The 23,696-nt window shown below is 39.2% G+C and carries 21 protein-coding genes, 1 tRNA gene and 1 pseudogene; all 23 read left to right on the top strand.

Translation table 11 applies throughout. The annotated features are described in order from the left end of the window. A partial coding sequence (locus ACGHCK_RS10155) for a transposase (protein WP_394304575.1) occupies nt 1-148 on the top strand: 148 nt, incomplete at its 5' end. Nucleotides 149-374: 226 nt separating this feature from the next. Continuing rightward, nucleotides 375-1,658 (top strand): trigger factor, encoded by a 1,284-nt coding sequence (gene tig / locus ACGHCK_RS10160; RefSeq protein ID WP_251423265.1) that lies wholly within the window; start codon nt 375-377, stop codon nt 1,656-1,658. Nucleotides 1,659-1,814: 156 nt separating this feature from the next. Then, nucleotides 1,815-2,501 (top strand): HAD family hydrolase, encoded by a 687-nt coding sequence (locus tag ACGHCK_RS10165; RefSeq protein ID WP_251423262.1) that lies wholly within the window; start codon nt 1,815-1,817, stop codon nt 2,499-2,501. 312 nt (nt 2,502-2,813) lie between these two features. Then, a pseudogene (locus ACGHCK_RS10170) lies at nt 2,814-3,481 on the top strand (phosphopentomutase); the annotation flags it as partial. 205 nt (nt 3,482-3,686) lie between these two features. Further along, nucleotides 3,687-3,758 (top strand) — tRNA-Arg (locus tag ACGHCK_RS10175). A gap of 168 nt (nt 3,759-3,926) precedes the next feature. Further along, a complete protein-coding gene (gene rnz / locus ACGHCK_RS10180; protein WP_251423259.1) occupies nt 3,927-4,859 on the top strand; it encodes a ribonuclease Z in 933 nt (310 codons plus the stop codon). After that, nucleotides 4,840-5,487, top strand: coding sequence for an SDR family NAD(P)-dependent oxidoreductase (locus ACGHCK_RS10185; protein WP_251423257.1), 648 nt, complete (start codon nt 4,840-4,842; stop codon nt 5,485-5,487). The genes rnz and ACGHCK_RS10185 overlap by 20 nt, the downstream gene beginning before the upstream one ends. 38 nt (nt 5,488-5,525) lie before the next feature. Beyond that, a complete protein-coding gene (gene recJ, locus ACGHCK_RS10190) occupies nt 5,526-7,760 on the top strand; it encodes a single-stranded-DNA-specific exonuclease RecJ (protein ID WP_271328259.1) in 2,235 nt (744 codons plus the stop codon). Then, a complete protein-coding gene (locus ACGHCK_RS10195; RefSeq protein WP_202230728.1) occupies nt 7,750-8,262 on the top strand; it encodes an adenine phosphoribosyltransferase in 513 nt (170 codons plus the stop codon). The genes recJ and ACGHCK_RS10195 overlap by 11 nt, the downstream gene beginning before the upstream one ends. Before the next feature lie 157 nt (nt 8,263-8,419). Next, a complete protein-coding gene (rpoE, locus tag ACGHCK_RS10200; RefSeq protein ID WP_202230726.1) occupies nt 8,420-8,980 on the top strand; it encodes a DNA-directed RNA polymerase subunit delta in 561 nt (186 codons plus the stop codon). Between the two features lie 105 nt (nt 8,981-9,085). Next, the gene (gene mltG, locus ACGHCK_RS10205; RefSeq protein ID WP_271328258.1) at nt 9,086-11,188 is read left to right on the top strand and encodes an endolytic transglycosylase MltG; all 2,103 of its coding nucleotides are present in this window, start codon (nt 9,086-9,088) and stop codon (nt 11,186-11,188) included. A gap of 23 nt (nt 11,189-11,211) precedes the next feature. Continuing rightward, nucleotides 11,212-11,685 carry a transcription elongation factor GreA gene (gene greA, locus ACGHCK_RS10210; RefSeq protein WP_202230724.1) on the top strand — a complete coding sequence of 158 codons (474 nt, stop codon included), beginning with the start codon at nt 11,212-11,214 and terminating at the stop codon, nt 11,683-11,685. A 247-nt stretch (nt 11,686-11,932) separates the two neighbouring features. After that, nucleotides 11,933-12,385 carry a CtsR family transcriptional regulator gene (locus ACGHCK_RS10215; protein ID WP_202230722.1) on the top strand — a complete coding sequence of 151 codons (453 nt, stop codon included), beginning with the start codon at nt 11,933-11,935 and terminating at the stop codon, nt 12,383-12,385. Beyond that, entirely contained in the window at nt 12,375-14,825 is a 2,451-nt protein-coding gene (locus tag ACGHCK_RS10220; RefSeq protein ID WP_271328260.1) for an ATP-dependent Clp protease ATP-binding subunit, read from the top strand. Before ACGHCK_RS10215 ends, ACGHCK_RS10220 begins: the two co-directional genes overlap by 11 nt. Before the next feature lie 123 nt (nt 14,826-14,948). Further along, nucleotides 14,949-15,506: a ribosome hibernation-promoting factor, HPF/YfiA family gene (hpf, locus tag ACGHCK_RS10225; protein WP_202230718.1), complete on the top strand. Its 558-nt coding sequence runs from the start codon at nt 14,949-14,951 to the stop codon at nt 15,504-15,506. Between the two features lie 244 nt (nt 15,507-15,750). Continuing rightward, the gene (gene pflB, locus ACGHCK_RS10230; protein WP_202230716.1) at nt 15,751-18,084 is read left to right on the top strand and encodes a formate C-acetyltransferase; all 2,334 of its coding nucleotides are present in this window, start codon (nt 15,751-15,753) and stop codon (nt 18,082-18,084) included. 589 nt (nt 18,085-18,673) lie between these two features. Continuing rightward, a complete protein-coding gene (locus ACGHCK_RS10235; RefSeq protein ID WP_251423248.1) occupies nt 18,674-19,123 on the top strand; it encodes a hypothetical protein in 450 nt (149 codons plus the stop codon). A gap of 130 nt (nt 19,124-19,253) precedes the next feature. Further along, on the top strand, nt 19,254-19,490 hold the full coding sequence (locus ACGHCK_RS10240) for a hypothetical protein (RefSeq protein WP_251423244.1): 237 nt from the start codon (nt 19,254-19,256) through the stop codon (nt 19,488-19,490). After that, nucleotides 19,487-19,954, top strand: a complete 468-nt coding sequence (locus ACGHCK_RS10245; RefSeq protein ID WP_251423241.1) for a hypothetical protein — start codon at nt 19,487-19,489, stop codon at nt 19,952-19,954. The genes ACGHCK_RS10240 and ACGHCK_RS10245 overlap by 4 nt, the downstream gene beginning before the upstream one ends. Before the next feature lie 366 nt (nt 19,955-20,320). Further along, nucleotides 20,321-20,932 (top strand): dephospho-CoA kinase, encoded by a 612-nt coding sequence (gene coaE, locus ACGHCK_RS10250; RefSeq protein WP_251423238.1) that lies wholly within the window; start codon nt 20,321-20,323, stop codon nt 20,930-20,932. Between the two features lie 52 nt (nt 20,933-20,984). Beyond that, complete coding sequence (locus tag ACGHCK_RS10255) at nt 20,985-22,169, top strand: multidrug efflux MFS transporter (protein ID WP_271328257.1); 1,185 nt, start codon at nt 20,985-20,987, stop codon at nt 22,167-22,169. Then, the gene (rpmG, locus tag ACGHCK_RS10260) at nt 22,166-22,312 is read left to right on the top strand and encodes a 50S ribosomal protein L33 (protein ID WP_202230706.1); all 147 of its coding nucleotides are present in this window, start codon (nt 22,166-22,168) and stop codon (nt 22,310-22,312) included. Before ACGHCK_RS10255 ends, rpmG begins: the two co-directional genes overlap by 4 nt. 121 nt (nt 22,313-22,433) lie before the next feature. Beyond that, nucleotides 22,434-23,657 carry an FtsW/RodA/SpoVE family cell cycle protein gene (locus ACGHCK_RS10265; RefSeq protein ID WP_202230704.1) on the top strand — a complete coding sequence of 408 codons (1,224 nt, stop codon included), beginning with the start codon at nt 22,434-22,436 and terminating at the stop codon, nt 23,655-23,657. The last annotated feature ends 39 nt before the right edge of the window (nt 23,658-23,696 follow it).

The following is a 23,696-nucleotide window of genomic DNA, read 5'->3' on the forward strand; positions in this document are numbered from 1 at the left end:
AGGCATTGTCTCATCTTGTTCCAACGGCCCATTAGAGGGAAAAAATAATCTCTGTAAGCTTATCAAACGCATTGCCTTTGGTTTTGGGCGTTTTGATCATCTTAGAAAACGGATTTTGCTCCAACAACTCCTTGTCAAACGCAACTAAAAAAGCTGTCCTAAGACAACTTTTCACACACTGCTGTAACTCATTTTTTAGCGAGTACCACCGCAGAGTTGACAGAGCCAGAGTTTTCAGCTCTTTTTTTATTTTTAAACAAAGCAGATTCTGGGGAACAACTTGCTCAAAAAGTTGAATTAAGTCAGTTTTTATGCTATTCTAATGAGGTATGAAATTTCTGAGCTCAGGGCTCATAAATAAGGAGAAATAATTAATGACTGCAAGTTTTGAAAAAACTGGTGTTAACACTGGTACACTCTCATTTTCAATCGATCAAGAAACAATCAAACAGGGTCTTGACAAAGCTTTCAATAAAGTAAAAGGTAATATCTCAGTTCCAGGTTTTCGTAAAGGTAAAGTCAGCCGTCAAATGTTTAACCGCATGTATGGTGAGGAAGCGCTTTTTGAAGAAGCTTTGAATGCTGTACTGCCAGCTGCTTATGATGCAGCTGTAAAAGAAGCAGGTATTGAGCCGGTTGCACAACCAAAAATTGATGTCACTAAAATGGAAAAAGGTTCAGACTGGGAGTTAACAGCGGAAGTAACTGTTAAACCAGAAGTTCAGCTTGGCGACTACAAAAACATAGAAGTTTCAGTAGATGCAACGAAAGAAGTTTCTGATGAAGAAGTAGAAGCACGTTTGACTCAAGAACAAAATAATCTTGCTGAGTTGACGGTCAAAGAAGGTAAAGCTGAAAATGGAGACACTGTTGTTATTGACTTTGTTGGTTCAATTGATGGTGTTGAATTTGAAGGTGGAAAAGGTGCAAACCATAGTCTAGAACTTGGATCAGGTCAATTTATCCCAGGTTTTGAAGAACAACTTGTGGGTACTTCAGCAGGTGATGAAATTGATGTCAAAGTAACTTTCCCAGAAGACTACCAAGCCACAGAACTTGCAGGTAAAGAAGCAGTCTTTGCAACTAAAGTTAACGAAGTAAAAGCGAAAGAAGTTCCAGAACTTGATGACGAGTTGGCTAAAGATATCGACGAAGAAGTTGAGACTTTAGATGAACTTAAGGCTAAGTTCCGTAAAGAACTTGAAACTGCGAAAGAGGAAGCTTACAATGATGCTGTTGAAACAGCAGCCATCGAAACAGCTGTAGCTAATGCTGAAATCAAAGAAATTCCTGAAGAAATGATTCATGAGGAAGTTCACCGTGCAATGAATGAATTTCTTGGTGGTATGCAGCAACAAGGTATTTCTCCAGAAATGTACTTCCAAATTACGGGTACAACTGAAGAACAATTGCATGAACAGTATCAAGCTGATGCTGGTAAACGTGTGCGTACAAACCTTGTTATTGAAGCTATTGCGAAAGCTGAAAACTTTGAAACTACAGATGAAGAAGTTAAAGCTGAAATTGCAGAGTTGGCTGAACAATACAACATGCCAGTGGAACAAGTTGAAAAACTTCTTCCAGTTGACATGCTCCAACATGATATCGCGATGAAGAAAGCTGTGGAAGCAATCACAAGTTCAGCTAAAGTTAAATAGAAATCATAAAAGTATATCAATGAGGTGTTACGACCATGCTTGATATGCTTTTTTATTCCTTGAGATGTATTGCTATTAGAGTTAGGCTTAATTAATTTGATATAAAAAAGGTAAAATGATAGACTTTTAATAAAGTGGGGGAGGAGATTTTCAACCATGGATGAGATAAAAAATATTATTTTTGACTGGGACAATACTCTTTTCCCTTTTAAAAAATATTGGGAAATAGCACATCGCAAGGTTTTTTTAGATTTAATTACTTTTGATAGTGGTTTTTCAATAGATGATTTTATGTGGAAATACCATGAATTTGATGCGCAACTGTGGCCGCAGGTTCATGAAGGAAAATTAACAATTGAGCAACTGCGCGAAGAACGTGTTCGTATGGTTCTGGACTACTATGCTATCAATTATAAGGAAAATTTTATTCGACTTTTTTTTGATATTTTTCTTACAGTCCTGCTTGAAGAAATAGAGAGTGATTCTACTCTTCTCGCCAAGATGAAGGAGTTATCGGAGAACTATCGTATTGCGATTTTGAGCAATGGTGAAAGTTGGGAACAGAGAGAAAAAATTCGACGTTTTGGTTTTGAAAATATGTTTCCAGTCTACATTTCCGCTGAAACAGGTTTTAGTAAGCCAGATCCTGCAGCCTTTTGTCACCTTCTTGAAAAAGAAGCTTTTGAGCCTGAGCATACTCTTATGGTAGGAGATTTATTGGAACATGATATCATACCAGCCCAGAAACTAGGCTTGGCTACAGCTTATATCGGTCATGAAAAAAATACAGTTGCAGATAAGAATTACGAAGATATTGCTGCCTTTCTTGAAGACTTTTTGTAAATGTTTGCGTTTTAGAAAATATTTTGGTTCAGTCAAGTCTTCGGGGGTAATGGCTAAAAATGGGTTACAGTGACTATAAGAAAGTTGTCGGTCTGACAGCTTTTTAGTTGTGTTTGACAAGTATTTTTTGGAGTAAAATATGTTTTCCAAGGTGGTCAAAACGCCCAAAGCCAAAAGGCAATGCGCTTAACAAGCTTCCAAAGGTTGTTGAGCCTTCTAGAGGACCAGGGGAATAAGGGGAGACAATGCCTCTTTGGATAGCAGTCTTATGCTTGAGCAAGTAAGGACAAGACTTTTTAAAATCCTCTTTTTCGCGTCATTACTTTTGGTGGTAAAAAGATTACGCTTGATGATCTGCTTTCTGCAATGAAAGTGAAAAACAATGAAATCGCAGGTGTTGATGCACCGGAGTCATGCGTTTATAATAATGGTTATCAAGTTGTTCATCTTGGTTATGGGATTGATAAAAATGTGCAGACACCGGCCATTTTGGATAAGAAAGGAATTACAGTTTCGTTTTTAGGCAAAGTAGCGGACATTATCCAAACGAGCAGTACCTGACTTTTTCCTGGTGTCGATTCAGACATACTGTTTGACGACCTGATGAGTGAAGTTAAAGATATAGACAATGGATTTGTCGCATTGAATATCCAAGAAACGACCTTGCTGGACATGCAGAAGATGTGATGCGCTATTCTGACCGTTTAGAACGTAGTGATAAGCGGCTTGAGGAACTCCTTCCTTTAATAAATGAAGGAGATGTACGCATAGTTATGGCAGATCATGGTAATGATCCAACGATTGGACATTCTAATCATACGCGTGAACGTGTTCCCCTACTTATTCACAGTCCAGGCATCTATGGCAAGAATATCGGAGAAAGAAAGACGATGGCTGATGTTGGAGCGACAGTCGCAGCTTATTTTGGCGTTGATTCGCCCCAAAACGGGAAATCTTTCCTAAGTGAAATTTTTGAATAAGAGGACGACCTTATAGTGGGGAAATTTCCTTTCGTGATTTAGAATTCAAGGTTAAGAAGCCTCAAAAAGAACAAAGTAAATAGCGAAGTGAGCTGAGACGAGCAACTCTATTGAGTTGAGTGATGAAAGATTTTGAGTAATTTTTTGTAGATAAAGGGACTTGAAATTTCCTTGCTTTTCCTGTAAAATGATAGAGTTGTCAGTGCCGTCTGTAGTGTAATGGATATCACGCAAGATTCCGGTTCTTGCGATGGGGGTTCGATTCCCTCCAGACGGATAAATTTTTATGTTAAGCACTGTAAAACATTGTGAACTGCACAATGTTTTTTACATTATGTTCTTCTTTTTACCCTAGAAGAATGCTGTGAACTTCAAGGTAGTAGATATTTTTTATCTGCTGACATCAGTGAAAAACATAGACTACAAATAGAAGATTGAGGGAAATATGGAAATTCAATTCTTAGGGACAGGTGCAGGTCAACCTTCAAGAACCAGAAAAACTCAAGCTATTGCTTTGAAAATGCTGGATGAACGAAATGAAATATGGCTTTTTGACTGTGGGGAAGCGACGCAGCACCAGATATTGGAAACATCAATAAGACCGAGGAAAATTACAAAAATATTTATTACTCATTTGCATGGTGATCATATTTTTGGTTTGCCTGGATTTCTCTCAAGCCGCTCTTTTCAAGGCTCAAGTAAGGATGAGGAGCATACGAATTTAGATTTATATGGTCCAAAAGGTTTGAAGGACTTTGTGATGACCGCTTTGCGCGTATCTGGTACACGTCTTGGTTATAGGATTAATTTTTATGAGCTTGATGAGGCTGGGAAAATCTTTGAAGATGATACTTTTGAAGTTTATGCAGACATCTTGGACCATACGATTTTTTGTCTAGGTTATCGTGTAGTTGAAAAAGACCGTGTAGGGGAACTTGATGCTGAGGCACTGAAAGCAGCCGGCTTGCCTTTTGGTCCGCTCTTTGGCAAAATTAAGAAGGGTGAAACAGTGGAGTACGAAGGGAAGGTGTTTCGACCTGAAGATTATATCGGAGCAGATAAACGTGGAAAAGTAGTGACGATACTGGGTGACACACGACGTACATCAAGTGCAGTGAGACTTGCTGCTGGTGCAGATCTCTTGGTTCATGAGGCGACTTATGAAGCGAAAGAGTCAAAAATGGCGCGACGTCATGGACACTCTACAGCAAAACAGGCAGCTGATGTTGCAAGAGAGGCAGCTGCCAATCGCTTGATATTAACGCACATTAGTGCACGTTATGTTGGTCCCTTGGTTGCGCAGCTTGCGCAAGAAGCAAGAGGCATTCACGAGAATTCCTATGTGGCAAAAGATTTTTATGAAGAAAAAATTGACTAGAAGAAATATCGTCATCACTGGAGCTAGCGGAGATATTGCCCAAGAGCTTATCCAACGTTTACAAAATGATAATCTTATCTTGATGAGCCGCTCTCTCCCTTATCCCGAAATTCCTGAAAGAGTAGATATTCTTATCAATAACGCGGGTTTTGGTGAATTTGAAGAACTGGAAAATCTTTCGGATGACCAGATTGAGGAGATGTTTAAGGTCAATACGCTGGACTTGATGAAGCTGACACGTGACTTGCAGCCCCAAACACAAGTCATCAACATTGCTTCAATGGCGGGAAAGTTACCTACAGCTAAGTCAACGGTATACGCCGCCTCAAAAGCAGCAGTTCTGGCTTTTTCAGATGCCTTACGTTTAGAAAAGCCCGAACTGATTGTTACCACAGTTAATACTGGGCCTGTCCGGACAAAGTTTCATAAGGACAATAGGGCTTATCTTGAAAAGGTAGGCAAAAATGCAATCAGTGCGGCATATGTTGCTTCTAAAATTGAAAAGGCGCTTGGAAAAAGGAAAAGGGAAATAAATCTCCCTGTTCAGCTTGCTGTCGTTGCAAAGCTACGTGCTCTTTTTCCAAGGAGTGTTGACTTTGTAGGCAGAAAATTTTTCAATTACAAATAAGTTTCTAAAAAAATAGTTGCAGATGAAGTGGAGGAAACTTGATTAAATCAAAATATATATGGGATGTCACTGAGTCGGAGTTGCCGGATGAGTTTCTTAAGTTAAGTAAGAAATATAAATTAGACAAGTTGGCAGCACAAATCTTATGGCAACGGGGGATAAGGGAAGAAAAGGAAGTCAAATCCTTTTTGAATCCAGACCTTCAAGACTTGCATGATCCGTTCTTATTGCATGATATGGACAAGGCGGTAAAGAGAATACTGAAGGCCGTTGAAAATGGTCAGAATATCTTAGTCTATGGAGATTATGATGCGGATGGCATGACGGCCAGTGCTGTGATGAAGACAGCTTTGGATGAATTAGGTGCGGAAGTTCAAGTTTATTTACCTAATCGCTTCACGGATGGTTATGGTCCGAACATTGATGTTTATAAGTATTTTATCCAAAACGAAGGCATTGACTTGATTATCACTGTGGATAATGGCGTGGCTGGACATGAAGCTATTTCTTATGCGCAAAGTCAAGGGATAGATGTCATCGTGACGGATCACCACAGTATGCCAGAAGAATTACCTGCCGCTTATGCTATCGTACACCCAGAGCATCCTGAATCAGAGTATCCATTCAAATATTTAGCGGGTGTTGGTGTGGCCTTTAAGATAGCGACAGCTCTCCTAGACTATATCCCCTCGGATATGCTGGATTTAGTAGCTATAGGAACTATTGCTGACATGGTCAGTCTTACAGATGAGAATAGAATTTTAGTCAGTCAAGGTCTTAAGGTATTAGCAAATACAGAGCGTGCGGGATTATTGGAGCTGATGAAGCTTTCAGAAACGAATTTTGATCAGATAAATGAGGAAACAATTGGCTTTCAAATTGCGCCTCGTCTTAACGCTCTTGGACGCTTGGCTGATCCCAATCCAGCGATTGAATTGTTGACAGGATGGGATGAAGAAATGTCAGCGGATATTGCTCAGATGATTGATGAGAAAAACAAGGAACGTAAGGCCATTGTTGAGACTATTTTCAATCAAGCAATAACCATGATGACAGACGAGCCTGTACAAATTCTTTATCATAAAGATTGGCACAAAGGTGTGCTGGGCATTGTTGCTGGACGTCTTCTTAACCAATTTCACAAACCAGTACTTCTTTTAGCTGAAGAAGAAGGTATCCTTCGAGGCTCTGCGCGCTCTACTGAGAGTTACAATATTTTTGAAGCTTTAGATGCACATCGGGATTTATTCATTGCTTTTGGCGGACATAAACAAGCAGCTGGCATGACTTTTTCTCTAGAGAATCTTGATGCGATTAAGCAAGTGATGCTTGACTTTATTGCGGAAAATGATATTGATATGTCAAAGAAGAGCACACTGGGCGTTCAGGGGAGACTTCAGTTTGAACAAATAAGTTTAGAAACGATTCACAGTTTGTCTAAGCTCGCTCCCTATGGTATGGACAATCCAAAACCTCATTTTCTTATTGAGAACTATAAAGTTGAGCAGGCGCGCAGCATGGGTAAAGACAACAGTCATTTGAAGCTAAAGCTAAACCAAAACGGACAGATGTTAGATGCTGTTTATTTTGGGCATGGTTCTGAAAGTCTGGAGTTTGAGCAAAGTGATACAGAGCTTGTGGCCAGCTTATCAAGCAATACTTGGAACGGCACAACAGCGGTTCAGCTTATGGTCGAAGACGCTAGAGTGAATGGCATAGAGCTTTTAGATATACGAAGCCGACAAATTGAATTACCTCAAAATACAGTACGTTTTGTCCATAATGAAGTGAAAAATGGTACAATGGAAGAAGTGCTTATTATTGAGGAAGCCCCAACAAACAAGCTCGCTTTATCTGTTTTGGCTAAATTAATACATGAGCAGGATTTTGCATTGATTTATTTTAAAAATAACATCAAGAAAAATTATTATTTGACAGGAGCAGGGACCCGTGAACAGTTTGCCCGTTTCTATAAAACGATTTATCAGTATCCGGAATTTGATGTGCGCTTTAAGTTGAAAAACTTGGCAAATTATTTAAAAATACCAGAAATCTTGTTGGTAAAAATGATTCAAATTTTTGAAGAATTGAACTTTGTGACGATTGAAGACGGCATGATGACTGTTAACAAAGCAGCGGAAAAACGGGATATCTCTGAGAGTGGTATTTATCAAGAACTCCAAGAAATTGTGAAATTTCAAGAGCTTTTTGCCTTATCGCCTGTCAAAGAAATCTATAAAAAATTAAAAGAGGAAAATGCAGATGCAACTTAAAGATTACATTGCAACGATTGAAAATTATCCAACCGAAGGTATCATTTTTCGTGATATCTCACCACTTATGGCTGATGGCAATGCCTACAACTATGCAGTGACAGAAATTGTGCAGTATGCACGTGATAAAGAAATTGACGTGATTGTTGGACCAGAGGCACGTGGATTTATCGTTGGCTGCCCAGTTGCTTTTGCACTTGGCGTAGGATTTGCCCCTGTTCGTAAACCAGGGAAGTTACCACGCGAGGTTATTTCAGCAGATTATGAAAAAGAATATGGGACAGATACTCTGACGATGCACGCAGACTCTATTAAGCCAGGGCAACGTGTTTTGATTGTTGATGACCTACTGGCAACAGGTGGGACGGTAAAAGCAACCATTGAGATGGTTGAACGTCTTGGAGGTATCGTTGTAGGCTGTGCCTTCTTTATCGAACTGGATGCACTCAAAGGGCGTGAAAAGCTTGGTGACTATGATTACAAAGTTTTGATGCATTACTAAAAGTTACTGAGAGACGGTTTTGGCTGGACTTTCATTGCTATTTTGATGTTTACTAAAACCTACACATGATGAACCGCGTTAAATCCGTTTACATATTGACAATGGCGCGAATTTAATATAATATAGAAAAAGAAAATCTGAAAGAGAGCACAAAAGTTTGAAAATTGAAGCATTAGAAGGACAAAAAATTGAAGAACTTTCAATGATTGAAGTTGCTCATGCAATTTTGGAACAGAACGGTGAAGAAATGGCTTTTGCTGAAATTTTGAACACAGTTCAAGATTACTTGAAGAAGTCCGATGATGAAATTAAAGCCACAATTGCACGCTTTTATACAGAAATGAATACAGATGGAAGTTTCATTCCACTAGGAAATAATGTTTGGGGCCTTCGCTCATGGTATGCTATTGATGAAATAGATGAGGAAGTAATCGCTCTTGATGAAATCGAGGACGAAGAAGAAAAAACAGCGAAAAAACGAACAAAAGTCAATGCATTTGGTATCGAAGATGAAGTGGATCCTGAAGATGAACACATTGATAAAGGCAATGAGACGGATGATCTAACTTATGACGATGAAAATCCAGACGATGAAAAAGACGAAGTTCAGGCGTATGATGCTGAGCTTGCAGAAGTGGAACTGGATAATGTGGATGAAGACGTTGAACTTGATGAAGAGGACGACGATGACGACGACAGTGACTCAGAAGAGAGCTAAAATATAAAAGAGTGAGGTCCCTGACCTCGCTTTTGTAAATATTACCTAACAAACTTGCGCTTTATCCTCTCTTTGATAGGACAAGCGTGATAAGGAGGATTAACCTTGGTAGATAAAGACACGGAGAAGTTTTCGCGAGAGAGTTTCAAAGAAAAAATCTTGCGTGAACTTGAAGAAGGAAATCGAGCGAATACGGATGGAACCTTTGAAAACTATGCGCGTAAATCTAACAAAGAGCTTTCTTCATCTCATAGTAGACGTTCTCGACGAGAACTGACTGATTTTTCAAATTTTAAACGTCCAACGACATTTAAGTTAACTGAAGAACTTGATAATCGTCAAACAAATAGTAAGAGAGAAACTTCGGAAGTTTTAGAAGGACCTGACAATACAGTTTCTGAAAGTGCTGTATCTAGAGAGGAACCTGACTTTGCAACGGTTCGAGCACAAATGCTTCAGTCCATGCGTGCGCAAGAATATCCAGAGCTTGAGACACAAGCCAACGGGGCTGGGCATGGTAGCTCTTCATCTGAAATGGTTGAAGGATTGGCTGCTAATGAAACAAAGGATAGTCCAAAGCTTCCAAAAACTCCAGAGTCACCTGAGAGTAGAGTTTCTGACAAAACTGTATCAGGGACAAAATCTGACTTTGAGACAGTTCGAGCACAGATGCTTCAGTCCATGCAAAAGCAAAGCTATTCAGAGTCTGAAGGACAGGTAAAGGTGCCTAGATATGGTGGTTCTTTATCTGAAATATCTGAAGGACTTAGTGTGCATGAAATAAAAGATAAGGTAGAAAGCTCAAAAGTTTCAGAAGCATCAGAGAGTATAGCTTCTGAAAAGCCTGTATCGGGGGCAAGCTCCGACTTTGCAGCAGTTCGAGCGCAGATGCTTCAGTCAATAAATGGACAAAGTTATTCAGAACCTGATGGCCATCCAAAAGGAACAGGTGCTGCTTCGTCAGAAGATTCAGAAGGAGAAGCGCCTACAGAGGAGATGCAAAGCAAGCGAAGAAGTCGCCGAGCGAAAGCAGAGAATTCCGAGAGACCTTCCAAAAAGTCTAAGCAATCAAAAGCTCCGAAGAAAGTTTCTTCTGGCAAGATTATTGCCATTATCGTAGCAGTTTTAGTCCTAGCGGCTGCGGGCACAGGCTTTTACGGATATAACTTTATCAAAGAAGGGGTGCAACCCCTGAATGCATCAGAAACAACGAAGCGGCCTGTTAATATTCCAGCGGGAGCGAGCAGCAAACAAATCGGTGACATCTTACAAAAAGAAGGCATTATTAAAAATGGAATGATCTTCCAGTATTATACGAAGTTTAAAAATTTCAGCGGTTTCAAGAGTGGTTATTACAATCTTGCACCAAGTATGAGTTTATCTGAAATCGCGACCCTTCTAGAACAGGGAGGAACGGAACATCCTGTGGAACCAACTCTGGGTAAAATTTTGATTCCAGAAGGTTATACATTGGAGCAAATTGCCCAAGCTGTTACTGTCAATTCAGACAGCAAGGATGAGAAAACTCCTTTTAGTAAAGAAGACTTCATGAAGGTGATTCAAGATCAAGCTTTCATCGAAAAAATGAAAAAAGAGTTTCCGAAACTTCTCGCAAGCTTGCCAGCAAAAGACAGTGGCGTGAAGTATCAGCTCGAAGGTTATCTCTTCCCAGCGACTTATGAATATACGAAGAAAACAACTGTTGAAAGTCTGATTCAGACAATGCTTTCATCAATGAATACCCAACTTGAACCACTCTACGATAAAATGGAAGCTGCAGGTCTTTCAGTTAATGAAACACTGAGTTTAGCAGGTATTGTTGAAAAGGAAGCAAGAAGTGATGATGACCGTCGCAATGTGGCGCAAGTCTTCTTTAACCGCAGGGATTTGGGCATGACCTTAGACTCAAATACAGGTATCTTCTACGCTGAAGGAAAACTTGGTAAGGATACTTCACTTGATCAGCAGGCTGCAATTAATACACAACTAGATTCGCCATTTAATACATACTTGTACCCTGGATTTGGTCCAGGACCAATCGTCAGTCCAAGTTTGTCGGCAATCAAAGCGGTATTAAATCCGACTGCGAATAACTATCTCTACTTTGTTGCAGATACAGAAGGGAAGATTTATTTTGCCCAGACACTTGAAGAGCAAAATATAAATGTTCAAAAGTATGTCAATGACGCGATTGCAGCAGGTAATTAATTAACTTAAAAAAGGATAAAAAAATGGTAGAAAAAACTTTCCCTATGACCAAAGAAGGTCTGGAAAAACTAGAACAAGAATTAGATAACCTTAAATTGGTAAAACGTCCAGAAGTTGTTGAGCGCATCAAAGTCGCCCGCAGCTACGGAGATCTCTCAGAAAATTCAGAATATGAAGCAGCAAAAGATGAGCAAGCTTTTATTGAGGGACGCATTTCTACAGTGGAAACAATGATTCGTTACGCTGAAATCGTGGACAACGCCAATATCGATAAGAATGAAGTTGCACTTGGTAAGGCTGTAGTTTTCCAAGAAGTAGGTGATGACGAGGAAGAAGAATATCAAATCGTTGGTACTGCTGAAGCAGACCCGTTTGCAGGAAAAATCTCGAATGAGTCACCAATCGCTCAGGCTTTGATTGGTCGTAAAGTAGGTGATGTTGTAAACATTCCATTACCTATGGGTGAAATCGAAGTCAAGATTGTGGATGTAAAATAAAAACTTATCTCTATAGGATGGGCGCTGAAAAATATTTGACATATTTTCTTAAATGAAATAAGCCGTTTAAAGATAAGTAAGTGCTGCTTGTATTTTGTATAAAAAGTCGAGAAAGATGATTTTCTCGACTTTTTCATCAGTCCTTCGAGGATACTTTTATTTATTAAGGAAGCTCCAACCACTATTTTTGGTAAAAAAGTAAAAAATTCGATATAATAGTCAATAAAGGTCAAAGATTGGAGGTTCTATGTCTGCTCAAAATACTTCAGATATTATCGAAGCTTATTTGCGAAAGCTGTTGGAAGAAGCACGTGAGATTGAGATTAAGCGTGCAGATTTAGCCAACCAATTTGATGTGGTGCCTTCGCAAATTAACTATGTTATTAAAACACGCTTCACACCGTCAAAAGGCTTTGATGTAGAGTCAAAACGGGGTGGCGGCGGTTATATAAAAATATTCAAATATCATTATTCAGCAAAACACGAGTTTCTGCTTGATTTGATTCAGAAGTTGCCAGAAAGTTTGACAGAGAGCATGGCTCAAGATGTTTTGCAACTTTTATTTGATGAAAATATTTTGACTGAACGAGAAGGCAATCTTCTCCTGTTGCTTCTGGTTGATAGTGATATTTCTAACAGTTGCAGAGCAAAAATGATGATAAAAATACTACAGAGATTGGATCGAGATGATGAAATTTAATGAAAAGGAATTTACACCGCAAGTCATGCGTGTACTTCAGAAGTCTATTGACTATGCCTATAAGTTTAACTATGCCTGGGTGGAAAGTTCGCACCTCTTGGCAGCATTGGCTGAAGTTCCCTCTTCATTGGCATTTACCCTATTAAATTCTGAGCAACTTGATTTAGAAGAGATGTTAATCGACATTGAGGACTTTTCAAGTCAAGTCAAAACAAAAAAATCAGAAATAAAATTTAGCCCAAGAGTAGAAAATATTATTGAGCAAGCAAAAGTTTTAGCACAAAACAACGATAAAAATCGTGTGGGAACGGAACATCTGTTGTACATGGTATTGGCTAACGAAGCGAGCTTTGCGGCACAACTTTTACGGGAGCAGAATATCAATACTGCAAATCTTCGAAAAAAACTGGAACAAAAAGCATATTTACGTGTTCCAGAACGTCGGAAAGCTGTAACACCGGCCTCAAAGAGAAATCTCTCAGGGAAAGTTTCAGAAACCACGACAACGCCCACATTGGACACGGTATCCACAGATTTAACCAAAGCTGCTCGTGAAGGCAGGCTTGATCCAATGATAGGAAGAACGCGTGAAGTGGAACGCCTTATCCATATTTTGAGTCGCCGTACTAAAAATAATCCTGTCTTAGTCGGAGAGCCTGGTGTAGGTAAATCTGCGATTATTGAAGGCTTTGCAACACGTGTGGTGCAGGGAGATGTGCCTGCTGATCTCCGGGGCAGCCGCATCATGGCTTTAAATATGGCCATGGTTGTTGCTGGTACGAAGTTCCGCGGTGAATTTGAGGATCGTTTAACAGCTATTGTGGATGAAGTAACCCATGATAAAAATGTTATTGTGTTTATTGATGAACTCCATACGATCATCGGAGCTGGTGGAGGAATGGACTCTGTAAATGATGCTTCAAATATTTTGAAGCCCGCACTCGCGCGTGGAGAATTTCAGCTTATTGGAGCAACGACTTATCAGGAATACCAGAAATATATCGAAAAGGACGAAGCTCTGGAGCGCCGCTTTGCGCGTATAAATGTCGAAGAACCGTCAGAAGACGAGACCATTGCCATTTTACAGGGGCTGAAAGAAAAATTTGAAGTTTATCATACAGTCAAGTTTGAGGATGGAGCCTTAGAGCGGGCAGTAAGTCTGAGTAACCGATACATGCCAAGTCGCCGTTTGCCAGACAAGGCCATTGATCTTCTTGATGAAGCGGCGGCAAAAGTCAAGATAACGCGTAAGACAAACCATAGTAAATTGGATGAATTAAAAGCAGAGCTGAAAGAAGAAGAAAGGAAGTTACAAGCTGCGGTTGTGTCTCTTGATATCCTCGAAGCACAAAAAATTGAAAAAAACACTCAGAAATTAGTCCGTAAGATTGATAATTTTCCGTTATCTGAAGAAGATATTCCCCTCGTTCAAGAAAGCGACGTTTATGCTGTTGTTTCAAATCTTACAGGGATTCCTCTACAACAAATGACGAAAACAGAAAGTGAGCGCTTGATTAATCTTGAAAAAGAGTTACACAAGCGGGTTGTTGGACAAGAAGAAGCCATAACAGCGGTGTCTCGCGCAATTCGGCGGGCACGTTCAGGAGTTGCTGATACGAGACGCCCTCTAGGGTCATTTATGTTCCTCGGTCCTACAGGTGTCGGTAAGACAGAGCTTGTCAAGGCCTTGGCTGAGAGCGTCTTTGGCAGTGAAGAAAACATGATTCGTGTAGACATGAGCGAATTTATGGAAAAGTTTTCCACTTCACGTTTGATTGGCGCTCCTCCGGGATATGTGGGATATGATGAAGGGGGTCAGCTCACAGAGCAGGTGCGTAATAAACCTTACTCGGTTATCTTACTTGATGAAATTGAAAAAGCCCATCCAGATATTTTCAACATTATGCTACAAATTTTGGATGATGGTTTTGTTACAGATACCAAGGGGCGCAAGGTTGATTTTCGTAATACAATTATCATCATGACCTCCAACCTTGGAGCGACAGCGCTTCGGGATGATAAAACAGTTGGTTTTGGTGCAAAAGCAATCGCAAAAGATTATACAGCTATGAAGGCTAGGATTATGGAAGAATTAAAGAAACACTACCGCCCTGAATTCCTTAATCGCATAGATGAAACAATTGTCTTCCATTCCCTCACGGAAAAAGAAATTGAACAAGTTGTGAAAATCATGAGTAAGTCGCTTGTTTCGCGCTTAAAAGAGCAAGATATTAAAGTGAGGTTTACACCATCTGCCTTAAAAGTCATCGCAGACAAAGGTTTTGACCCTGAGTATGGTGCACGCCCACTGCGTAAAGCGCTCCAACGAGAAGTTGAAGATCTCCTGAGTGAACAATTACTGACCGGAGATATTCAGCCAGGGAATACAGTGTCTATAGGTTCTTCTAATAAAAAAATTAGAATACATGTTATCGATTGACTTGAAAGCGATTATATATTATAATTAAATTAGAAATAAAGAAAGGACGGTTCTTAAGACTTGACTGTCCCGCAGATGCAAAAACAGTGAAGATTCACCAAAAGAGCCGTTAAGGTAAACTCTATGATCAAATATAATATCCGTGGTGAAAATTTTGAATTAACAGATTCAATCCGCTCATATGTTGAAGATAAGGTTGGAAAGCTTGAAAAATATTTCAACGATGGTCATGAAGTGACAGCCTATGTAAACCTCAAAGTATACTCAGATAAACGTTACAAAGCAGAAGTTACAGTTCCAGCTAAAAATGTAACTCTGCGTGCAGAAGATACAGCAACTGATATGTATGCAGCTATTGACTTTGTTGAGGAAAAATTAGAACGTCAAATTCGTAAGTACAAGACACGTGTGAACCGCAAGTCTAAAATCAATGTTCCTACAGGTCAAGCCTTTGGTGATGAGTTTGCTCCACTTGAAGAAGTTGAAGAAGTGAACGAAGAACAAGTAAAAATTGTCCGCACAAAGCATGTTTCTCTCAAGCCTATGGACTCAGAGGAAGCAGTTTTGCAAATGGATATGTTAGGACACGATTTCTATATCTTTACAGATGCTGATACAGACAGTACAAGTGTAGTTTACCGTCGTACAGATGGAAATATCGGTTTGATTGAAACAAACTAATCTTAGAAGTGAAGCGTTTCTATCAAGTAAAAGAGTCAAGCCTCAGGCTTGGCTTTTTGTATATTGGTAACTTTATATGATAAAATGAATTTTTTTCATATAAAAACTATAACAGATTGTCACAAAAATAAAACTGTACTAGTAAAGAAAGTGCAATCATCCGCGTATATCGCTTGAATTTAGTGAACTGTATGATATAATGAAAGAGTAATCTGAAACAGAAAGACCAAAGGAGATTTTCGATATGAAAACAGAAACTAAAGAAATCTTTGAGCAAGCCTGGGAAGGTTTTAAAGGAACAGACTGGCGTGATAAAGCGAGCGTAACACGCTTTGTTCAAGCCAACTATAAACCTTACGATGGAGACGAGAGTTTCCTTGAAGGCCCAACAGAACGTACGCTTAAAGTAAAAGACATCATTGAGACTACAAAAGCGCATTATGAAGAAGTAGGCTTCCCATTTGATACAGACCGTGTTTCTTCTATTCACAAAATCCCTGCAGGTTATGTAGACCCTGAAAATAAAGACCTTGAATTAATTTATGGTATGCAAAACAGCGAACTTTTCCGTCTGAACTTCATGCCAAAAGGTGGTCTTCGTGTAGCAGAAAAAATCTTGACAGAACATGGACTCAGTGTTGATCCTGAATTGCATGATATTTTGGATACAACAATGACTTCTGTAAATGATGGTATCTTCCGCGCTTATACATCAGCTATTCGTAAAGCGCGTCACGCACATACAGTAACTGGTTTGCCAGATGCTTACTCACGTGGACGTATCATTGGTGTTTACGCACGCCTTGCGCTTTATGGTGCAGACTATCTGATGAAAGAAAAAGCACGCGAGTGGGATGCAATCACTGAAATCAACGATGAAAACATTCGTCTTAAAGAAGAAATCAACATGCAATACCAAGCACTTGACCAAGTGGCTAAGTTTGGTGATCTTTATGGGCTTGATGTTCGCCGTCCAGCTTTGAACACGAAAGAAGCTATCCAATGGATCAATATTGCTTACATGGCTGTATGTCGTGTAATCAATGGTGCTGCAACTTCACTTGGTCGTGTGCCAATCGTTCTTGATATCTTTGCTGAACGTGACCTTGAACGGGGTACATTCACTGAAAAAGAAATTCAAGAATTCGTTGATGATTTCGTATTGAAACTCCGTACAATGAAGTTTGCGCGTGCTGCTGCCTATGATGAGCTATACTCTGGTGACCCAACATTCATCACAACATCTATGGCTGGTATGGGTAACGACGGTCGTCACCGTGTTACAAAAATGGACTACCGTTTCCTTAACACATTGGATACTATCGGTAACGCTCCAGAACCAAACTTGACTGTTCTTTGGTCTGATAAGTTACCACATGCCTTCAAACGCTATGCAATGTCAATGTCTCATAAACACTCTTCTATCCAATATGAAGGTGTTGAAACAATGGCTAAAGAAGGCTACGGCGAAATGTCTTGTATCTCATGCTGTGTATCACCACTTGATCCAGAAAATGAAAACGAACGTCACAACCTCCAATACTTTGGTGCGCGTGTCAACGTTCTGAAAGCAATGCTTACTGGTTTGAACGGTGGTTATGATGACGTTCATAAAGACTACAAAGTATTCGACATTGAACCTGTCACTGACGAAGTCCTTGACTACGATACAGTTATGGAAAACTTTGACAAATCATTGACTTGGTTGACAGATACTTATGTGGATGCAATGAACATCATTCACTATATGACGGATAAGTACAACTATGAAGCAGTGCAAATGGCCTTCTTGCCAACACGCGTTCGTGCCAACATGGGCTTCGGTATCTGTGGTTTCGCCAATACGGTTGACTCACTTTCAGCCATCAAATATGCTAAAGTTAAAACAATTCGTGATGAAAACGGCTATATCTACGATTACGAAGTTGAAGGTGACTTCCCACGTTATGGTGAAGACGATGATCGTGTAGACGATATCGCTAAACTTTTGATGAAGATGTACTACGAAAAATTAGCTTCACACAAACTTTACAAAAATGCTGAAGCTACAGTTTCACTCTTGACTATCACTTCAAACGTTGCTTACTCTAAACAGACAGGTAACTCACCAGTTCATAAAGGTGTATTCCTCAACGAAGACGGTTCAGTGAATAAGTCTAAAGTAGAATTCTTCTCACCAGGTGCTAACCCATCAAACAAATCACGTGGCGGATGGCTCCAAAACTTGAACTCACTGTCTAAACTTGACTTCGCACATGCAAACGACGGTATCTCATTGACAACCCAAGTTTCACCGCGTGCACTTGGTAAAACACGTGACGAACAAGTAGAGAATCTGGTTCAAATTCTTGATGGCTACTTTACTCAAGGTGGTCAACACGTTAACCTTAACGTTATGGACCTCAAAGATGTTTACGGCAAAATCATGGCTGGTGAAGACGTTATTGTCCGTATCTCTGGTTACTGTGTAAACACTAAATACCTTACACCAGAACAAAAACAAGAATTGACTGAACGTGTATTCCACGAAGTGCTTTCACAAGATGATAACGAAGTAATGCACACTTCTAATATTTAAAACAGTAAAAACAATTTATCTTTCAGATAAGTTGTTTTTTTTTTATATTCTTTCTAAAATAAGCAGGAAGGAAATCACTTTTACTAAAAAGTAGCTTCCTTGATTTTCCTGCTATAATTAGAGTCTAAAAATATCTAACTTGTTGAAAAGACTGTGAAAAACAAGCTTTCCAAAAAAAAGAAAAAATAAAATTCACAAAATGTACACAGAACAAGATGAGAGACAGAGTGCTCTTTTTTAAGGATTTAAATTTGGATGCGACAACGCGACACCCTAACTTTTGTTATAATTATGCAAAAAATAATTGTAGTATTGTAATAATATAAAACATGTGTTAGAATGTATACGAAAAGCAGGTGTTAAGAAAAAGTAACAATTTTTAAATATCTATGGAAGAATTGCGGATATAAATGATTGTGGACAAATGTACTTCAATGGCGGCACTTACGGTGCTCTGATTAAAGCGCGCTCCCCCGCTTCCTACTATACAAGCTCAGACAGTGGTTATCATGAAATGGCGTTTGCATCGTGGACTCCAAAATCGGGAACAAGCTATGAAGTATATAATAAATAGAATGAGGCATGTGATATGAAAAAAACTACTACATTACTTACTGTCACAGGAGTTTTATTATTATTATTGGGTGGAATATATATTAGGGCCGGTCATGAGAATAAAGTTCAAACAATTGCAGGCAGTGAATCAAAAACATCAATAAGTAAAGAAAGGAAGAAACGTCCAATTCCCTATAGAGATAACTATACTGTTCGAGGATGCATTGAAAAATTCCGCACATATAACAATTTTGAAAATGCAATTAAGGATTCAAGTTTTATGACTGATGATACCGTTGTTATTTTAGAACCAGACGTTAATCCTGCTGAAGCAGCATTGTGGGTTCCTGGAGATGGCATTTCACATTTGATTAATTTTAAGACAGGAGAAACAAGTAAACCAATTACTGATAAAGATCCTCGAGCAACAACAATAAAACATATAAAGGAAGCGTTAAAAGTTGTTGATGAAAATGGTAAATGAGAAAGAGGTTACTCATGGCAGACACAATGGTACTGCCAACACAGCGATGGTTGAACAAAACCTATGGACACATTCCTGAGTTTGACAAGTGTCCAGAAGACGGCAGGCAGAGTGGCGAGTTCAAGTCTTTTTGAGGAAAGACACTGTTGAAGAAACACAACCCAATGATATATCAGCATATAACATGCTATTAAACGTTTCTAATATTGTTGCGGAAGCTAGCGATGAGGTAAATTTGATTCGAATTTTTGAAACTTTTGCAAGTATGAATACTCAAACTCCTGATAACTACTCTCATACCATTGCCGCAGGAGGAATGATTGCAACATTTGGAGCAGTAATGCTAGCCTTACTGGTGCTTGTATGATGAATAAATATTTTAAAAAGAAATTACTTTTGGTGGGTTTACTGCTTTCTTTGTTTGTTATGTTAGGCGCTTGTTCTAGAAATAATAAAGAAAACCTAGATTATAAAAAACTTACTCCAATAGAGCAATTTAACAATGTCGCAAAAGCTTCTGACCCCAATCTTAAAGAGTTTGAAAATACGTTTGGAAAAGGAGCGAGCTGGGAAATAATAGGTGCACCTATCGGTTCGGATATTTCAAATGAGTATGAATTTAGATTAAAGCTTAAGAAGATAGGACCTATAGAGCAATCTACATTTGATGAAATCAAAGTAAAAGCTCAACCCTTTACCGATAAACTTTTAGATGAAATGAAAAAAGTAGGAATTGAACACCCTGTAGTTAATTTGAAAATCCTTGATGAAAATAAAAATCAATTCAAAGGGAGTGAACATCTAACAACTACATATCGACTGACTAAGTAAAGAATTATTAATAAAGTTTTATCTGTGCTTGCATTTTTTAATTGACAGATATATAAAGTACAAAAAACCAAGAGTTTAGGGGAATTCTTGGTTTTAACTTTAGATTTTTATTTTTTCTTCGGAAAAGTAGGCATGAGTATATCTGGTTCAAATCTCTCCATAGAATCAGCAGCGCAGGTTAATACTGCATGAGCTATGACTGACTCTGCCCTTGACTTTGAGTTTATATATGGAAGGATAAACGCGTAAGAGCTGAATAACGCTCGGCATTACCAATATTAGGGAGAAGCTATCGAATTAACCAATGTATCAGTGGGTAGAAAGATTAACCTAGTACCCGAACGATAATTCTGCTATAATAAAGCTATGAATAAAGTAATCGGTTTGACAGGTGGAATAGCTTCTGGGAAATCAACAGTGGTTGATTTTTTGCGTTCTCAGGGTTATCTTATTATTGATGCAGATCAAGTAGTGCGAGAACTACAGGCACCTGGAGGGCTGCTCTATCAAGCAATCATGCAAGAGTTTGGCGGCACGTATTTTGATGAAAAAGGACTTTTGAATCGTCGAAAGTTAGGAGATTTAGTTTTCTCAAATGACGAAGCGCGGGAAAAACTCGCACATTTGCAAAATCACATCATTCGCCAAGAGATTTATGACAGACGTAAAGCTCTACTCAGCAAAGATAAATCAGGGAAAGCACTTTTTATGGATATTCCTTTGCTTATTGAGCAAGGCTATGATGGTTTTGATGAAATCTGGTTAGTAGCGGTGCCTGAGGAAGTTCAGATTGAACGCATCATGACAAGAGATAAGATGACAGAAGCAGAAGCGAAAGCACGTATTCGAGCCCAAATGCCTTTGTCAGAAAAGAAAAAATATGCGACACGCATTATTGACAGTTCGGGAAAAATTTCAGAAACAAATGAAAAAATTCGCGAACTCTTAAAAACGATAGAAATAGAAAAGAGGAATTGACACGAGTAAGTCAGCTAAAAATAAAAATGTAAATTGGAAACAAAATTTATGGGTGACATGGATTGGATGTTTTATTGTGGGTTCATCCTTTTCTTTAGTGATGCCTTTTTTACCACTCTATATCCAAAGTTTAGGTGTCACCGGAGCCAATGTGGAGTTATTCTCTGGATTAGCTTTTGCTTCGACAGCCTTGGTATCCGGTCTAGTAGCTCCAATGTGGGGGAAACTTGCGGATAAATATGGCCGAAAACCGATGATGGTGAGAGCTTCTTTTGCTATGACCTTTACAATGTCTGCTATAGCTTTCTCACATCAGATGGGCGGTTATTGGTGGCTTCTCCTCATGCGGAGCCTCATGGGCTTCTTCTCTGGCTTTATCCCCAACTCAACGGCGATGATTGCCTCCCAAGCACCGAAAGAACGCTCAGGTTATGCTCTGGGGATTTTATCTACTGCCATGATTACAGGCACTCTGATTGGTCCTTCTATAGGAGGTCTACTTGCGCAGTGGTTTGGAATGGCCAATGTCTTTCTTATCGTTGGTGCACTTTTAGCCTTGGCGACTCTTTTGACGGTTTTCTTTGTTCATGAAAACTTTGAACCTGTAGCTAAAAGTGAAATGCTTTCTACAAAAGAAATTATCAGCCGTGTAGGGGATAAACACATCCTTTTTGGCTTGCTGATTACCAGCTTTATTATTCAAGTAACGACACAATCTATAGAACCCTTTGTCACCTTGTATATCAAGACATTGTCAACAAATACAAATAATTTGATGTTTATTTCTGGTCTTATCGTTTCAGCTGTTGGCCTTTCAGCTATGATATCATCAAGTACTCTAGGAAAATTGGGAGACAAATATGGGGCGCATCGTTTAATCTTGCTTGGCTTAGTTTTTAGCTTCGCCATGTATTTGCCAATGGCCTTTGTACAGACACCTTTACAACTTGGTTTGCTGCGATTTATGCTTGGCTTTGGTACAGGAGCACTTATGCCTTCCGTGAATTCACTTTTAGCAAAGATTACTCCAAAAGAAGGCGTCTCGCGGATTTTTGCCTACAACCAAATGTTCTCTAACTTTGGGGTGGTTGTAGGTCCGATTTTTGGTTCAGCTATTGCGGGATGGGTTTCCTACCGTATGGCTTTTGTCGTAACAAGCCTCTTTGTCGTGCTTAATTTCTTCTGGTCTCTGATTAATTTCCGGAAATACCTAAGAAAACGGAGTATAGTAGAATGAGAGTAAAAATAACATTAGCTTGCACAATCTGTAAAAGTAAAAACTACATAAGCAGTAAAAATAAAAGCAACCATCCAGAAAAGGTAGAGACAATGAAGTTTTGCCCAAAAGAGCGGATGGTAACTCTACATCGTGAGATATAAACTTTATAAGTCAAGTTTTGACCTCATACTTTTAAAAGAATTGCACATCTCTAAAAATGATTTTGGAAAAATGTTATAATAAAAAATGTTAAAAATAATAGAAATGAAATGATAACCTAAAATGAAAGATGGATTGAAGAAAGCAAACTTCCTGAATTATTCTATTTTGATTCCTTATCTGATTATGTCAGCTATAGGACTTGTAATGGTTTTTTCAGCAACAGTTCCCTATCAGCTGGCGCGAGGTCTTTCGCCTTATAGGATGGCAATCAGTCAGGGCGCTTTTATGCTCCTAAGTTTTGTTGCTATTGCTGTTATTTATCGTATGAAGCTTCGTGCGCTTAAAAGCAGAAAAATGATTGGCTGGGTTCTTTTCCTGCTGATTGCTTCTATGATTTATGCACGAGTTGGACCGGGAACATATGCCAATGGTGCTCATGGTTGGATTCCGATTCCAGGAGTTGGGACCATTCAGCCAGCCGAATATGCAAAGTTTTTTGTCGTCTGGTATCTGGCTTCTGTTTTTTCAGAAAAGCAGGAAGAAATTTATGAAAAAGATATTTCAGCGGTCTTCAAAGGACAAACCATCTGGCAAAAGGTGTTTGGAGGCTGGCGCTTTTGGATATTCTTAATGCTGGGCATCTTGCTCTTAATGCCTGATATAGGTAATGCGACAATTATGGCTTTGATTACAGCAGTAATGGTTGCTTCTAGTGGCATTTCTTGGCGCTGGTTTAGTGGCTATGGGAAGATGCTGTTAACAGCTGTCGTCGCTTTTATCATTTATCTCTACGCAGTCGGGGGAGATGTTATACCAGGGCACTATGTCAATGCTCGCTTTAAAGCAATGGTTAATCCCTTTTCGGGTTTATCCACTTATGGACATCAACTTGCTAACTCTTATTATGCTGTGAGCAATGGAGGCTGGTTTGGGCGCGGTCTAGGTAACTCGATTGAAAAAAATGGATATCTGCCAGAAGCTCATACAGATTTTATCTTTTCGATTGTCATTGAAGAGTTGGGCCTGATTGGGGGGATTATCGTCTTGGGTGTATTGTTCTTCATGATTGCACGCATCCTACAAGTCGGTATCCGCGCAAAAAATGCCTTTAATTCGCTCATTTGTATTGGGATTGGCTCGACCCTTTTAATTTCAGTATTTATCAACATTGGTGGAGCTTTTGGAATCATTCCTGAAACAGGAGTAACTTTTCCCTTCTTGTCACAAGGTGGCTCTTCTTTCCTTGTCTTGTCGCTGGGGATTGCCTTTGTTCTAAATATTTCAGCAGATGAGAAGCGGAGAGAAGTAAGAGAACTTTCAAGTACATATGTTAGAAATACTTAATGTTAAGTGAAATGCTAGAGTCAAAAAGCTAATAAAATT

The organism is Lactococcus muris (assembly GCF_042849115.1).
Classification (GTDB): Bacteria; Bacillota; Bacilli; order Lactobacillales; family Streptococcaceae; genus Lactococcus; species Lactococcus muris.